The following is a 14,844-nucleotide window of genomic DNA, read 5'->3' as shown; positions in this document are numbered from 1 at the left end:
TACACACGATGAAACAACCAGAACTTGGCAAGAAAATCTCTGAATTGAGAAAGGCAAAAGGATTGACTCAGGAAGAGTTGGTCGAACTGTGCAACCTGAATGTGCGGACCATACAGCGCATCGAATCAGGAGAAGTGACTCCGAGGAGTTACACGATCAAGGCATTATTTGAAGCGTTGGGTTTTCAAGGCATACCGGAGCAATTAGTAACTCAGCCTGCTAAAGCTCCTTGGGTTTTATACTTGGGGTTTGCTGCGGGCATCGTCTATTTCTTCGCTTCGATCTTCGAAATCAGCATGGAGGCTGAATATGTTGCTGGAGAATACTCCTTTAAAATGATTGGTTTTATTCTGGCAAAAAGTGCCAGTTTTATTGGTTATTCGATATTTATCTATGGCTGGATCAGGCTAGTGGCTTTTTATAAAAATGAGCTATTGAAATATGCTTTATGGACCATGCTTTCCTTTACTCTGGTTTGGTATGTGACAGATATGGTAGCCATGATTTCCCTCGCTTTTGAGATTAGTGATTATTATTTTGTCAAAATCAGTTCATTCGGTTTTGCATATGCATTTATTGGGATTGGATTTTTAGGCTACAAAAATAAATTCTCCTCCATTCCTATGGTGATTGGAGCCTTGACTTTAGTTGCAGGGGTGTTATTGTTTTCGGGGATAGGCGCACTTTTAGCCTTGATTCCTTTGACTTTGGCAGAATTGGGGCAACTTGGTTTGATGATTTATTGGATTCAAAAAATCGGGGGAACCAGTTCTCCCGATTCTACTTTCAGTTCTCAAGTGACAGCTTAATTTTTTCTTTCACGGCCTTCAAAATTTCGGCATTTTCAAGACTTGAGGTCTCGATCTCCAGGATTTTGGGATGAAGTGATTCTTCATAAAAATCGGCTAGTGAATCCTCCAACTCTTCCCCATTCACCACTTTGGAATAGAAGAATCCAAACTCAGTTGCCAGATGCTGCCCTGTTAACTTTTGTTTGGTTTCAAAATATTCCTCCAACTCAGGCTGGTTTTTTGGCCCGTCAATCAATCTAAAAATTCCTCCAGCGTGGTTATTGAGCAAAATAATCCTAAGATTTGGCATCGCGTAATTATGCCAAAAGGCGTTGCGATCATAGAAGAAAGCCATGTCGCCAGTGATTAGCGTTACGATTTCCTTGGTCGTAAACGTGCAACCGACCGCCGTGGAATTAGATCCATCGATGCCACTCGTGCCACGGTTACAAATGATTTCTTGACTTCTTTTTCCCATCAAATTCAAATAACGGACAGCCATGCTATTGGCTACATGGATTTTGGAAAGGGTGGGAGTTTTACTCAAGCAGTAAGCCAAAGCTGGATATTCCCCAAAGGCCTGTTTTTCTAAGGTTTGCAGGAGTTTATGGCCAGTGGATTTTTCTAACCAATGCCAAGCCTGATAAAACTCAGTATTTTGGGCTCCAAGATTTTGGCTTAGCCAATTCATGAAGTATGCTGGTGAAGATGCAATGTTCCTCGTCAGTCTCTGGAATGTGTCTTTTGCATTTCCGTCCTCTTGAATGTGCCAATGTGAAGCTTGAGTTTTTCTTAAGAAAAGCTTAAGTGACTTTGAGATGACAGACTTCCCAAAGCTGATAATCAGATCAGGTTTCAAACCTTCTGAAATTACTTCATTTCCCAACCAGTGATCATGAAATGAGATTGTGTGATCAGATTGAAGATTGCTGATCGTATCAGTGACGATGACCGCTTTTTTATTTTTGGCAAGCTCATCCAGTAAATTCTGGAGTTGGGAATCAGGTCGCTGCTGTCCCGGGATGATTAAAACCCGTTGGACTATCTCCAGCCTGTTTTTAAGCTTGATCAGGGATTCATCCGTTAGCTGAATTTTGTTTTTTACTAAATTAAAAACCCGAGGTTTTTCTGGGAAAACTAATTTTTCGTCTTTATCAGGGTAGAAAGGTTCTCTCAGTGGAATATTGATATGAACTGGCCCAGAAGGTAATTGCTTGGAAAGATTAACCGCTTCATTTACGATCCTGGATGAGTGCCAAAGTTGATCTGCATTACGGACTGTATCAGGCAACTGAAAGCTTCCTTTCACGTGCTTTCCGTACACTTCAGGCTGGAAAATCGTCTGCCCATCGTATTGATCGATCCACTCTGCAGGTCGATCTGCAGTCAGGATCAATAGAGGAATCTGCTGAAAAAATGCCTCAGCTACAGCGGGAAAGTAATTCAAAGCAGCTGACCCGGAAGTACAAACCAAAACCACAGGTTCTTCTAGTTGCTGAGCCATCCCCAAAGCAACGAAAGCCGCTGAGCGTTCGTCAGAGATTGTTCGGGCATGAATTTCGGGATGTCTGGCAAATGCCAATGTCAAAGGCGCACAGCGCGATCCAGGGGAGAGGATTACATTTTCGATGCCTTTTTTGGCACAAATGGCCACTAATTCTGTGATCTGGGAAAGAATCAAGCGCTTGGATTTTGGATGAATTTACCGATGATTTGACACTTGAGTTCTGTTTCTTCCCATTCTTTTTCAGGATCAGAATCTTCGGTGACTCCCGCACCTGCATAGAGCGTAGCTTCGTTGTCATGAAGACTGGCAGTTCTCAGGTTGACATAAATAGAAGTTTCTCCTTGAATATTTACAGGACCTAAAAATCCAGCGTAAAAGGAGCGGTCAAATCCTTCAAACTCTTGGAGAAAATTGTGAGCTTCGGATCTAGGCATACCGCAAACAGCAGAAGTAGGATGGAGAAGACCTAGCATGATGGATCCAAGCTCAGGGAATCCAGTTTCTTGCATGTTGATTCTAAAATCTGATCGTAGATGGAGAAGATTCCCTGCCAGAACTGTCTTTGGGCCGTGCTCTTCGTATTCTCGCAATCTGATTTTTTTGAAGCAAGAAACGATGTAACGACTTACTAAAGCTTGTTCCTCAATTTCCTTTTGGGTCCAAGCCACTGATTTTAGAGGGTTGTCTCTAGTAGCTTTCTGGGTGCCTGCAAGGGACATGGTGCAGAAAATATCTCCTTTTGTCTCGATTAATGTTTCAGGCGAAGCGCCTACCCAAGTGCCTACATGAGGTAGGTGAAAGAAGTTTATGAAGGCATTTGGATAGGCTTCCATCAAGCTTAACAAGGTACAGCCTAGGTTGAAATTTGGTGGAATAGAGATAGTTTTGGTTCGCGCAGGAACTACTTTCTCAAGTTTGTTTTCCTGAATTGCCTTAATTCCTTCTTTTACCAGTTGGGTGAAGTGATCTTTATTTTCACTCAGTTTTGAAGTCTGTACTTTACTAACCAAGGTTTGATTGATCAGCAATTCTCTGATTTCATTAGGGGAAAGCCTTTCTTGATTTTTCAGTTGGATTTTAGCCCATTCAGGAAGATCCTCTGTAGAAAGTGGTTTTTCAAGGTCAAAAGAAAAGTATTTGTTAGCCTTAATGAAGTAGGCTTGATGATCCGCTTGGTCGACAAAGGGATGTACAATAAACCCTGGCTCCAGATTTTCAATTGACAAGTCAACTTTAACGGGTTCCGCGGTGTCATTTAAAACAATTTCTACGGTATTTGATTTTGGCTTTCGCCAGATAGCAAAAGAACCAGCAGAAGTCAATCCCAACTGAAGTAAAAGTTGAAGTATATCTGCTTTAGTATGATTTGTAGCTACGTTAGTATGCATTACTTTTTGTCTAAAATCGCCATTGTGATCCTACTGATACAACAAAGCTGACCTTGCTCATTTGTGATTTTTATCTCCCAGATTTGTGTGCTTTTTCCAATGTGAATAGGTTTGGTTATTCCGGTGACTAATCCAGACCTAACGCCTTTTAGGTGATTTGCGTTTATTTCCAGCCCTACACAAATTTGTTTTTGTAAATCAATGGTAAGTGAAGCTGCCACACTTCCAAGAGTTTCGGCGAGCACTACATTGGCACCTCCATGTAACAAGCCCATGGGTTGTTTTGTTCTTTCATCGACAGGCATGGTAGCACTCAAGTAATCATCACCAACTTCAGTAAATACTATTCCCAAATGATCCGTCATCGTGTTTTTCCCATTCTGGTTGATTTGATTCAATGAAGCCTTTTGGGAGAATACCATGAATTTTAATGTAAATGAGTTTTCTTTGGGGTGACGACAAAAATAAAGAATCTTGAATCGAAAAAAAATTTACTTAGTTAGGCACGGTCAAACTGATTATAATCTCAAAGGTGTGGTGCAGGGAAGTGGAATTGATGCTCCCATCAATGAGAATGGCAGAAAGCAAGCAGCGGCTTTTTTTGAAGCTTACAAAGATATCCCATTTGATCAGGCTTATTATACCGGACTACAGCGAACAAAGCAGTCTATTCAATCTTTTTTAAACTTAGGAATCCCAGCAATTTCTACTACAGATTTGAATGAGATTTCGTGGGGGGATTACGAAGGATTGCCGATGTCACCAGAAGAAAGCCAGTATTACCAGCATATGTTGGATCAGTGGCAGCAGGGAAATCTGGATTACTGCATCGCAGGTGGAGAAAGTCCGAATATTGTGGCAAAGCGCATGCAAAGAGGAATTGATGCGATCATTGCCGGGCCGGGCGAGACAATTTTAGTCTGTATGCATGGGCGTGCGATGCGGATTTTCTTAAGCTTGATAATGAAGCAGGATTTGTGTCACATGGATATGTTTGAGCACAAAAATCTGTGTTTGTATTTGATCGCAGAAAAAGTAGATGGGACGTTCGAATTACTGAAAAGAAACGACACTGAGCACCTTAAGGAGCTGTAGCATTTCGTTTATCGTTTTTTTCCTTTTTCTGACTTTCTTCGAAGGCAGATAAGTAGGTGTTCAATGACTTTTTGTTAGCAGTCATATCGATCAACCTGAAGGCAATGTCCTGAAGCTTTATTTCTCTGTCTTTTTGTAGCGAGACCAGAAACTGTCCGAGAAAACACACATCAAATTCACACTCTGGAATGTCAATTATAAGTGCTAGTTCCGAATTGCCCGAATAGGTTTTCGTTTTGAAATCGGAAGAAAATTGGGACTGAATATCCTTTAGTGAGGTGTTCAGAGATTTTAATTCTTTTGATTTGAATAGGACCAAAAAAGTTTTGGGTTCGGTCTCTTTCGCAAATACTGAAAGGGAGAGAAATAAGGTAATCGTTAGAATTCCAAGACTTTTCATAGTTGACAATATAGAAAATTATCTACGAGGAAAACAAAAAAGTAGATCAAAAAGAAACCCCAAGATATTAGCTAGGGGTTTCTTTGAACTTATAATTTTTAAGGTCTGGACTTAAGCTTTTGCTTTAGTTGACTTTGTTGCTCTTTTCTTTTTAGGTGCTACCTCTTCTACGATCTCGTCTTCCACACCTGCAAGGATTCTACCGCAATGCTCACAAACGATCAGCTTTTTCTTCTCGCGGATATCAGCTTGTCTCTGTGGAGGAACTGTGTTGAAGCATCCGCCGCAAGCTCCTCTTTTTACTAATACTACAGCAAGACCATTTTTGGCATTAGCTCTGATCTTGGTATAAGATTTTAAAAGTCGCTCATCAACTTTCTTAGTTGCTTTTTCACGATCGTTTTTAAGTTTTGCTTCTTCAGATTCGCTTTCAGATACAATCGAAGTCAATTCGCTGTTTTTCTGATCTAAATCTTTTTGACGGTCCTTCTTCACTGCACTTAATTCCTCCAAGTCAACTTTCTTGGTGTCAATTCTATAACCAGCCTCAGTGATTTTTTTCTTAGCTACCTGAATCTCTAGATCCTGAAGTTCAAGCTCTTTAGTGATTGCATCGTATTCGCGGTTATTGCGAACATTCATCTGCTGCTCCTGATACTTTTTGATCAGTTTCTCAGATTCCTTGATGCTTTCTTTAAGCGCCTTTATTTCGTTTTCAAAAGAATCTATTTCACTTTGAAATTTCTCCAATCGAGTTTCATAACCAGCAATCTCATCTTCAAGATCCTGAACCTCTTCTGGAAGAGCTCCGCGGACTTTAATGATGGCATCTAGTTTTGAATCTAAAAGTTGAAGGTTGTGAATAGCTTCGAGTTTCTGTGCTACTGTACTTTCCATGTACTATCGGTAGGATGTGGGATTTGTAACTACTTTTGTCAAATAGAGTGCAATATTAGGAAAATTTTGTGACAAAAACTCCCTGAGTAATTCTTTTGTGAAAATTTCGCTCTCATAATGTCCGATGTCACAAAGAATTAACGCTCCGTCAGCATCAAAAAACTCGTGGTACTTCACGTCTGCGGTGATAAAAACATCTGCACCAGCTCTTTTTGCATCATTCAATAGGAAAATTCCAGCGCCACCGCACACTGCTACTTTTTTGATTTTCCGGGATATAAAACTTGTGTGTTTTATTACTGTCAAATTCATTTTGATTTTCAAGTAATCTAGAAATTCCGCTTCATTCATCTCATTTGGAAGAATTCCAATCATTCCAGCTCCTACTTCTTGATTTTCATTTTCAAGACTTTGGACGTAGTAAGCAACTTCCTCATAAGGATGAGCTTGGCGCATTTTACCTAGGACTTTTGGGAGAAGGTGATTCGAAACCAGTACTTCTACCCTGATTTCAGCCTCTTCTTGAGCTTTTTCACGTTCACCTATGGCAGGGTTCGCTTTTGCCGAAGGAGTAAAAGTCCCTGTACCTTTTACTTGAAAGGAGCAATCCGAATACTCACCAATTTTGCCCGCTCCTGATGCATATATAGCCTGAAGCACCTTTTCTTTTCCTGGCTCTGGCACGAAAAAGACAAGTTTGCTCAGCAATTGCTTTTTTGGCTGTAAAATCGTGGTGTCCAACAGTTCCAGCCGATCGGAAATCCGCTTGTTTACTCCATGTGCGACATGGTCTAGATTGGTGTGGATAGCATAGATGGCTATGTTGTTTTTAATTGCCTTGATAATAGTCCGCTCTACATAATTTTTACCGGTGAGACTTTTCAAACCTTTGAAAACAATCGGATGATGAGCCACAATTAGATTAGCTCCCAGCTCTATGGCTTCTTGTACTGTGGCTTCTATGCAGTCAAGGGAACAAACAATTCCAGTTACTTCCGCACTTCTGTCACCGGTGATCAAGGTGGCATTATCGTATGACTCCTGATAGGATGGAGGGGCGATTTGCTCTAAGTAGGAAATCACATCGCTAATCTTGTATCCCATATTTTTTCTGTTTATTTGATCAAAAATAGTAATTCTGGAATGCGCTGGTACGCTTTTTTGCTTTATCCTTTTGCTTTATTATACGATTTGGTCACTCGAATTCGAAATTTATTTTTTGATATGGGTTGGCTAAAAAGTGTTCCTGCCTCAATGCCAACTGTAGTAGTTGGGAATTTAAGCGTGGGTGGGACTGGCAAAACTCCAATGGTGGAATACCTGATCCGAAAGTTTTACAAGGAACTGAAGGTAGCGACTTTGAGTAGGGGGTATGGGCGTAAAACTAAGGGGTTTCTCCAGGCAAGCAAACAAGTTATTCCTGAAGAAATCGGAGATGAGCCTTTCCAGATTTATCAAAAGTTTGGAAATGAGATATCGGTATGTGTAGGAGAAGATCGAATCAATGCACTTGAAATAATAGGGTCAAAGACAGACTCTCCTGAGTTGGTGATTTTAGATGATGCCTATCAACATCGCTATGTGAAAGGGGATTTGACGGTTCTTTTGACTACCTATCAGCAGCCTTTTTTCTCTGATTATCTTTTGCCCATGGGCAGATTGAGAGAGAGTAGAGCTGGCGCAAAAAGAGCTGATGTGGTTTTGATTACCAAATGTCCAGATGATATTTCTGACTTGGAAAAGAGTAGGTTTGAGGAAAATGCTTCCTTTTGGAAACGTCCCGATTCACCTGTGCTTTTTTCATTCATTTCTTACGGAAACCCCACTCCATTATTCGTATATCACCGTTTTTCTTCTAAAATCATTTTGTTGACTGGACTGGCAAATGATCGGACGCTTGTAGAATTTGTGGAGCAGAAATATGAATTGCTAGATGTGATCAGATATGAAGATCATCATGACTATACTTCTGGTGATTTCAGTAAAATACGAGGGGTTTATAAGCAACTGGCAGCACAAAATCCCGTTGTACTTACGACTGAAAAAGACGCTGTGAAAGTTAAATCTAATGCACCCAAAGGTTTTCTGGAAGAAATTCCGATTTTTGTGCTACCCATAGAATTGAGTTTTTCAGCTGATGACGAACTTACTTTGGTCCAACTAATCCAACAAAAAGTCTTCAAAAAAGGCAAAAGCTAAGTGAATATACGAATACTCGGTTTCATATTTTTCTTCCTTGCAGTGAGTCTAACCTCCACTTTTGCGCAGGTGATTGCCCCTCCGACACGGAAAAACCCAAATCAGCAGAGAAGTGAAGAACGAGTCCTTCCTGTTGAGGAGGAGGAGACTGAAGGTAGGAGATCATTGCTGGATGATAGCACCAGGATGGTTTATGGGCCTACGACGAGTTTGTACTTTTTTGAAAAGGATATCAAGAGAAATAACCTGATCCTATATCCTCAGGACACTGCCTTGAATAATTTTCATAATTATGATCCTGTTGCTAAAAGTAACTGGAAGTATCAGGACCTGGGGAATATTGGAAGCGCAGCCAAGCCAATTTTCTATGAGATTCCGGATGTTATAGGAACTAGGTCTGGGTTCTCGGTTTACGATTTATATTATCACGCCCCAGAAGACAATAAGTATTTCGATACGAAATCACCTTTTACGGAGATGTCTGCTTTTTTTGGAGGTGGTCAACGGAATATGCTTGATCTAGCCTTTGCCAGAAATATCAACCCAAGGTGGAATGTAGGGTTTAATTTTCATACCATTCGTGCTAGAAAGACGCTGAATCCCAATGCCCGTGACGATAATATGGTGGTACAGAACTCTTATTCTTTGCATACCAATTACCGGTCAGAAAATGGGAAATATTGGTTTCTAGGTAATTTTTCCAGAATGCTTCATGAAGTGAATGAGATTGGGGGCATCATTCCTCCTGAGGAAGATAGCACCTCGGTGTATTTCACTTATGAAGATGCGAAAGTATGGCTCAGTAATACCCAAGCCAGTGATCTGCGCCAAGAGTATCGATTTTATCATGAATATAGTGTTCGTGATGAGTTGCAGATTTACCATATTTTTGATCAAAAAAATAAGGACTTTACCTTAACTGCAGCATTAGCTGGAAGTGATTCATTTTTTTACCCAAGTGAAAGATTAAATGCACAGGAAGATAATACACAAGAGGACACCACAAGAAATTATAGCGACTTCAAGGAATGGGGTAATGAAGTAGGTTTTAAGGGTAGTTTCAAGGGCTTTTATTACAATGCTTACGGAAAATTCAGGGCAGGTAGAATGGAAAGCACTTTTTACCCTGATAAAAATATCTTCAATGAAGTTTATATTGGAGGGGAGCTGATTGGTAAGATTTCAGACCAGTGGTCTATCAGTGCGGATGGAGAATACTTGATTCCTGGCGCTTTTAGACTTCATGGTCTGTTTATTTCGCCATGGCTCGAAGTGGATTACACCAAGGCTGTTTACAAGCCTACCGCAATGCAGCAGATGTATTATGGAAATCACTATCAATGGGATAATGACTTCAATAACATAGGTGTAGATCAAGTCAGGGGTGTGTTCAAATTGGATTTTAACAATATCAAACTTAGGCCTTCACTCACTATCAATCGAGTAAATAATTACGTTTTCTTCAATCAAGGCAGGGAAGCGGAGCAAGCTAGCGGAGAAGCTTTTATGTTGATCCCAGGGCTGAAGTCCAGCATTAGAGTTGGTCAGAAATTCCAATGGGATACTGAAGTTATTTTCACCCAGATCTCAGGTGAGTCTAGTGATAATTTTAGGATTCCTCAGCTCTATGCGAATAGTAAATTCTATTTCGACAGCCCCATGTTTAATGAGAATGTGTATGTCCAGCTTGGGCTTGATATACGATACCATTCGGATTATTACGCAGAGGCATATAATCCTTCTACCCAGCAATTTTATCTTCAGAATGACTTCAATGTTTATGCTTATCCCGTTGCCGATATTTTCCTTGATTTCCGGATCAATCGTACCCGGGTTTTGTTGAAATACAATCATTTGAATAGTGGATTGATGGAGAATGAAGGATATTTTGTTACACCAGATTACACTGGATATAAGTCTTTTATAGACTTGGGAATTACCTGGTATTTGTTCGATTGATGATGAGTTGGGAAGAAAGCACGAGACAGAAGATGTTGAATTTGAAACTGCCGACTGATCCTAGATGGGTTGGTATAGCAGAAATGAATTTGCAGGATGTGCTTACCGACCACGCTTACTGTGAGCAAAAAGCGGCTTCTTCCTGCATCAGTTTGATATTGAGGTTTAATGATTTAGATGAATTGGTTGATACGTTAACTCCAATCGTCGCTGAAGAATGGGGGCATTTTGAGCGCGTTTTGGAGCAAATCCGATCTAGAGGATTGAAGTTTGGATTTCCAAGAAAAGACGAATACGTAGTTCAGCTTACCGATTTTGTCAAAAAAGGCGGAAGTAGAATACAGCAGCTTACTGAACAATTATTGATGAACGCCTTAATTGAAGCAAGGAGTTGTGAGCGATTTAAGCTGCTCTCTAGTAACCTGACAGATCCAGAATTAAAGAAATTTTATTATGAATTGATGGTGTCTGAGGCGGGACATTATGTCACATTCATCGAGTTGGCCAGAAAATATGATGCCCCAGAAAAGGTGAACAAACGATGGAATGAATGGCTTGCTTTCGAGGCAGATGTGATCAAAAATCTTGAGGTACGTGGCGACCGGATTCATTGAGTAACTCTTAAATTTTCTAGTCAAATAGTCATTTCCCCCGTATTTAATTATTATTGACTTATCGAGTCGCAATTGCCATAAAAATCCGTTCTATTACGAACATACTATGAATCTGATCGAAAACGTACGAGAAGCTGTACGATCCATAAAAGTAAATTTATTACGTACTGTACTCACAGGAGCAATCATTGCAATCGGCATTTCATCTTTGGTGGGTATGCTTACAGCCATCGATGGAATTAAGGCTCAAATCGCCGAAAGCTTCTCTGGTCTGGGAGCTAACTCATTCGATGTTAGAAATAAAGGATTCAGTGGAGGAAGGGCGATTCAAGACGGTAAAATAGAGAAAAGATATCCAAACCTCACCTATCGAGAAGTGATGAGCTTCAAAGAGAAATATAATGAAATAGGTATTTCCAGCGTGTTTGTATCTGTGAGTGGATCAGCTGAAGTCAAGAGAGGTTCTAAAACTACTAACCCAAATGTCCGAATTCGCGGGGGTGATGAGAATTATTTGAGTATTAAGGCGATGAAGTTAGAGGATGGCAGGAATTTCACCAGCTTGGAGGCACAGAATGGATACAATATTTGCATTATAGGCAAGGAACTGAAATCTACCCTTTTCGAAGAAAATGAAGATCCGCTTAATCAAAAAATAACTTTTCTAGGTAGGCCTTATACCATAGTTGGTGTACTTGAAAAACAAGGAGGAGTTGGTCCAGATCAAGGTGCGGATAGGCAAATCCTTATCCCGATTGAAAATGCGAGTCGTCTTGATCAACGAGGGAATTTTAACTACAACGTTACTGGAGTAGCCTCAGGTCCAGAACGAATTGACTATGAAATGGGGCAGGCTATCGGGATGATGAGGGAGATTCGACAAGATCGAGTAACTCAGGATAATTCTTTTGAATTGGCTAAAAGTCAGTCGGTTGCAGAAAGTTTGGAGGAGGTTGCAGGCTATTTGAGAATGGGCGGATTTGGGATTGGGTTTATTACTTTACTTGGAGCCTCTATAGGATTAATGAATATCATGCTCGTGTCTGTAACGGAGCGGACAAGAGAGATCGGCATTCGAAAAGCACTCGGAGCCACTCCACTAAGAATCAGACAACAATTTCTTCTGGAAGCAATCATGATCTGTATCTTAGGCGGAGCCATGGGAGTTATGTTAGGGATTGCCATCGGAAATATTATTGCCTTGGTTATTGGAGTAGGAGGGTTCTTAATTCCTTGGTTGTGGATGATTGTAGCCTTCGTAATTTGTATAGTGGTAGGATTGATGTCAGGATATTTTCCAGCATTCAAAGCTTCCAAATTAGACCCTATAGAATCGTTGAGATACGAATAGAAAATACCTCCAATAAATGTAGAAAGGTCCTTCAATTATCGAATTGAAGGACCTTTTTTAGTTAATAGTCTGTATTTGAAGTAGACCTTATTGAGGTAAAAGAGTATGATATGTTTTACTAAAAAGACTGGCTTTTAAACCTAATCTTTTTTAATAAAAACCATGCTTATTCAATCCACTTGTGCTAATTCTGATTTTAGGAAGTGGCGTTTCGGCATTTTTTATGTATTAAATGGAGGAGAAAGCTGATTTACGGTCATTTGGTAAAGCAGAAAATTGCCTTGCTGAATACCTAAAATCCATAGTATCTAACCATAAACTCAAGGTAAAATGACTAAGAACCATGGTCCAAGCATCAAAAATGATGAACAATACGAAGCTCTACGAGAAGAAGGAATGAGTAAAAGCAAGGCTGCCAGAATAGCAAACGACCCCAATTCGGGTAAAAAAGGTGGCAAAGCTGAAAAATATGAGGATAGGACAAAGAGTGACCTTTATGCCAAAGCTCAAGAAATTGGGATTGAAGGAAGAAGCAAGATGAGTAAAAAGGAATTGATCTCAGCCCTGCGAAACTCATGATCTAGCATTTCATTTCGAATCTTTTTAGATTAAAGAATACATTCGATTTAGAACACATCACCTATGAATTCCAATAAAGTCCTGCAGATTTTAACATTCCTAATTATAGGAACCTACTTTTTGATATTGGGAACCATTGAGGCTGCTGGATTTTTTAAGCCGATTTCAATTGCAATACTGTTGACTTTGATTTGTATTCCTATTTGCCGAAAACTTGAATCTTGGGGTTTATCCAGAGGGATCTCAGCGCTAATAAGTGTTTTATCTAGTTTTGCAGTTTTTATTTCTTTTTTTGTCATTATTTCTGCCCAGATATCAAATATTTCGGATCGTTGGCCAGAGATTAAAAATCAACTTCGGCCTAAACTTGAAGACATCCAAGTCAGTTTAAATGAAAAGACCGGTATAAATCTAAAACAGCAGGTTGAAATGCTTTTTCCTTCTGTAGATTCAGGTCGGACTGAGGCTCAATTAGATGCAACAAATTCCTCAGCACAAAAATCTTCAAACGCTTCATCTCAAGGTAAAATCGTAACACAAGCTGCGAAGGAAATAGGTGTTATTGTTAAAAATCTCTTCTCGTTTCTAGGCAGTGCTGCACTTACATTAATCTATCTTTTTTTCTTTTTGGTCTACAGGAATAAGGTGAAGCGCAGTATTCTAAAGTTTATTGATAAAGAAAATCAGGAAGAAGCAAAAAAGGTAATGGGGAATTCCATTGAACTGGCTTTGGACTTTGTGGTGGGAAGATTCATTTTAATCGTTTTTTTAGCCATCATTTATAGCATAGGCTTATCTATCTCAGGAATTGAAAATGCTTTATTAATTAGTGTTATAGCTGCCTTGCTCTCACTAATCCCGTTTATTGGAAACATAATTGGATTTGTGTTGGCCATGATTATGAGTGTGATTTCAGGTGCTGATCTGTGGTGGTTTGTTGGGGTTTCGGTGACATTTGCAATAGCTCAATTTATAGAAAGCTATATTCTAGAGCCCTATGTGGTAGGTAGCAAAGTGGAGATCAATCCACTAGTTACCATTATTGTTGTGATTCTTGGAGGCTCCATTTGGGGCATTGTAGGAATGATATTGAGTATTCCGTTCGCTGGTATAGCTAAGATAATTTTTGATGCTACCCCAATGCTGAATTCCTTCGGCTATGCTCTTGGCGATGAAGATATCGCAGACAAAAACGAGCAAAACTTTCTCAATAAATGGGGTGAAAAACTTTGGAATAAGATTGCTAAAAAGCGATAGTCATGATCTTATTATGGCTATATGATAGATTGATTTAGGGTTTTTCCAGTTTTGAAAGAGCCTTAATGACTCACAATGGGTATTTTTCTTCACAGCAAATAAGTTGACTTATTCGTTTTTCCCATTACGACTATGGATTCAAGCTTTGATATAAGCCTTCAAAAGCGGGTTGTTGAAAAAAATCATCTTTCTTATGAGCCAGGCATCTATGTTGCTTTTAAATAAGGTGAACAAAAACGTTGATATTATGAACAATCCAGAAAAAGATCAAAATTCTAAAAATAAAACTAATAAAGAACTTGTGGAAGATGCTAAAGTTACAAAAGAGGACTTGGAAGCTTTAGGGCCAAAAGATGCTAACTTAAGTGACGATGGTGGCGCAGACGAGCAACTGATTGAGCGAAAGAAAAAAGTTGACTTTACAGGAGATGACTTGGATGTTCCCGGAAGTGAATTGGACGATGCTCAAGAGAGAATTGGCTCAGAGGATGAGGAGAATAATTTGTACAGCAATGTTGATAAAGATAAAAATAGGAGCTAAGCGTGAGTTGTATTTCATCTAATCATAGACTCGACCCACTTCGTTTATTTATTAAGATGATTGTCTAAATTTATTCCTCCATCGGTGGGGGATAATCGTGCTAGTCAATTTAAATTCTCAAATATATTTTTTGGTCTTTTATCCTTTAGTTTTAAAAGGAACTTCGTAAAATTTTTAGTTAAAGTCTCTGTAGAATTCGATAGATTTCGATCTTAAAATGAATTTCGAAACAGGCTTAACGGCCTTTTGACGCAAATTTTACACAT

The 14,844-nt window shown here is 39.6% G+C and carries 15 protein-coding genes; 9 read left to right on the top strand and 6 right to left on the bottom strand.

What is annotated here, in order from left to right:
• The first annotated feature begins 8 nt into the window (after window positions 1-8).
• On the top strand, window positions 9-809 hold the full coding sequence (locus LV83_RS14425; RefSeq protein WP_111612367.1) for a helix-turn-helix domain-containing protein: 801 nt from the start codon (window positions 9-11) through the stop codon (window positions 807-809).
• Here LV83_RS14425 and menD read toward each other — a convergent pair.
• From menD to LV83_RS14410, 3 genes are read right to left on the bottom strand one after another with little or no spacing between them, the layout of a single operon-like run.
• Complete coding sequence (gene menD, locus LV83_RS14420; protein ID WP_111612252.1) at window positions 787-2,472, bottom strand: 2-succinyl-5-enolpyruvyl-6-hydroxy-3-cyclohexene-1-carboxylic-acid synthase; 1,686 nt, start codon at window positions 2,470-2,472, stop codon at window positions 787-789. The genes LV83_RS14425 and menD overlap by 23 nt on opposite strands.
• Window positions 2,469-3,686: a chorismate-binding protein gene (locus LV83_RS14415; protein ID WP_111612251.1), complete on the bottom strand. Its 1,218-nt coding sequence runs from the start codon at window positions 3,684-3,686 to the stop codon at window positions 2,469-2,471. The genes menD and LV83_RS14415 overlap by 4 nt, the downstream gene beginning before the upstream one ends.
• Complete coding sequence (locus LV83_RS14410; RefSeq protein WP_111612250.1) at window positions 3,686-4,108, bottom strand: hotdog fold thioesterase; 423 nt, start codon at window positions 4,106-4,108, stop codon at window positions 3,686-3,688. The genes LV83_RS14415 and LV83_RS14410 overlap by 1 nt, the downstream gene beginning before the upstream one ends.
• 52 nt (window positions 4,109-4,160) lie before the next feature.
• Between LV83_RS14410 and LV83_RS14405 the strand changes: the two genes are divergently transcribed.
• The gene (locus tag LV83_RS14405; RefSeq protein WP_111612249.1) at window positions 4,161-4,781 is read left to right on the top strand and encodes a histidine phosphatase family protein; all 621 of its coding nucleotides are present in this window, start codon (window positions 4,161-4,163) and stop codon (window positions 4,779-4,781) included.
• On the opposite strand, the gene LV83_RS14400 is transcribed toward LV83_RS14405, so the two are convergent.
• The 3 genes from LV83_RS14400 to LV83_RS14390 form a co-directional block, all read right to left on the bottom strand.
• Complete coding sequence (locus tag LV83_RS14400) at window positions 4,768-5,181, bottom strand: hypothetical protein (RefSeq protein ID WP_111612248.1); 414 nt, start codon at window positions 5,179-5,181, stop codon at window positions 4,768-4,770. The two genes, LV83_RS14405 and LV83_RS14400, sit on opposite strands and share 14 nt — an antisense overlap.
• A gap of 111 nt (window positions 5,182-5,292) precedes the next feature.
• Window positions 5,293-6,078, bottom strand: coding sequence for a zinc ribbon domain-containing protein (locus tag LV83_RS14395; protein WP_111612247.1), 786 nt, complete (start codon window positions 6,076-6,078; stop codon window positions 5,293-5,295).
• Between the two features lie 3 nt (window positions 6,079-6,081).
• A complete protein-coding gene (locus LV83_RS14390; RefSeq protein WP_111612246.1) occupies window positions 6,082-7,182 on the bottom strand; it encodes a Nif3-like dinuclear metal center hexameric protein in 1,101 nt (366 codons plus the stop codon).
• Between the two features lie 39 nt (window positions 7,183-7,221).
• Between LV83_RS14390 and lpxK the strand changes: the two genes are divergently transcribed.
• The 7 genes from lpxK (at window position 7,222) to LV83_RS14355 (ending at window position 14,578) form a co-directional block, all read left to right on the top strand.
• Window positions 7,222-8,277, top strand: coding sequence for a tetraacyldisaccharide 4'-kinase (gene lpxK / locus LV83_RS14385; protein WP_111612245.1), 1,056 nt, complete (start codon window positions 7,222-7,224; stop codon window positions 8,275-8,277).
• Window positions 8,278-10,236, top strand: coding sequence for a putative porin (locus LV83_RS14380; RefSeq protein WP_245947064.1), 1,959 nt, complete (start codon window positions 8,278-8,280; stop codon window positions 10,234-10,236).
• A gap of 2 nt (window positions 10,237-10,238) precedes the next feature.
• The gene (miaE, locus tag LV83_RS14375; RefSeq protein WP_211320490.1) at window positions 10,239-10,850 is read left to right on the top strand and encodes a tRNA-(ms[2]io[6]A)-hydroxylase; all 612 of its coding nucleotides are present in this window, start codon (window positions 10,239-10,241) and stop codon (window positions 10,848-10,850) included.
• 106 nt (window positions 10,851-10,956) lie between these two features.
• Window positions 10,957-12,201, top strand: coding sequence for an ABC transporter permease (locus LV83_RS14370; protein WP_111612244.1), 1,245 nt, complete (start codon window positions 10,957-10,959; stop codon window positions 12,199-12,201).
• 330 nt (window positions 12,202-12,531) lie between these two features.
• Entirely contained in the window at window positions 12,532-12,780 is a 249-nt protein-coding gene (locus tag LV83_RS14365) for a DUF7218 family protein (protein WP_111612243.1), read from the top strand.
• Window positions 12,781-12,843: 63 nt separating this feature from the next.
• On the top strand, window positions 12,844-14,037 hold the full coding sequence (locus LV83_RS14360) for an AI-2E family transporter (RefSeq protein ID WP_111612242.1): 1,194 nt from the start codon (window positions 12,844-12,846) through the stop codon (window positions 14,035-14,037).
• Between the two features lie 193 nt (window positions 14,038-14,230).
• The gene (locus LV83_RS14355; RefSeq protein WP_146613726.1) at window positions 14,231-14,578 is read left to right on the top strand and encodes a hypothetical protein; all 348 of its coding nucleotides are present in this window, start codon (window positions 14,231-14,233) and stop codon (window positions 14,576-14,578) included.
• Window positions 14,579-14,844 lie beyond the last annotated feature (266 nt).

It is taken from the genome of Algoriphagus yeomjeoni, assembly GCF_003259505.1.
GTDB lineage: Bacteria > Bacteroidota > Bacteroidia > Cytophagales > Cyclobacteriaceae > Algoriphagus > Algoriphagus yeomjeoni.
This window is presented reverse-complemented; position numbering and strand designations above follow the sequence as displayed.

Coding starts and splice junctions, on each gene's coding strand:
- LV83_RS14395 (WP_111612247.1), bottom strand. CDS start 6,078: ATGGAAAGTACAGTAGCACAGAAACTCGAAGCTATTCACAACCTTCAA.
- lpxK (WP_111612245.1), top strand. CDS start 7,222: ATGCGCTGGTACGCTTTTTTGCTTTATCCTTTTGCTTTATTATACGAT.
- LV83_RS14410 (WP_111612250.1), bottom strand. CDS start 4,108: ATGGTATTCTCCCAAAAGGCTTCATTGAATCAAATCAACCAGAATGGG.
- LV83_RS14365 (WP_111612243.1), top strand. CDS start 12,532: ATGACTAAGAACCATGGTCCAAGCATCAAAAATGATGAACAATACGAA.
- LV83_RS14370 (WP_111612244.1), top strand. CDS start 10,957: ATGAATCTGATCGAAAACGTACGAGAAGCTGTACGATCCATAAAAGTA.
- LV83_RS14355 (WP_146613726.1), top strand. CDS start 14,231: ATGAGCCAGGCATCTATGTTGCTTTTAAATAAGGTGAACAAAAACGTT.
- LV83_RS14425 (WP_111612367.1), top strand. CDS start 9: ATGAAACAACCAGAACTTGGCAAGAAAATCTCTGAATTGAGAAAGGCA.
- LV83_RS14400 (WP_111612248.1), bottom strand. CDS start 5,181: ATGAAAAGTCTTGGAATTCTAACGATTACCTTATTTCTCTCCCTTTCA.
- LV83_RS14390 (WP_111612246.1), bottom strand. CDS start 7,182: ATGGGATACAAGATTAGCGATGTGATTTCCTACTTAGAGCAAATCGCC.
- LV83_RS14415 (WP_111612251.1), bottom strand. CDS start 3,686: ATGCATACTAACGTAGCTACAAATCATACTAAAGCAGATATACTTCAA.
- miaE (WP_211320490.1), top strand. CDS start 10,239: ATGAGTTGGGAAGAAAGCACGAGACAGAAGATGTTGAATTTGAAACTG.
- LV83_RS14360 (WP_111612242.1), top strand. CDS start 12,844: ATGAATTCCAATAAAGTCCTGCAGATTTTAACATTCCTAATTATAGGA.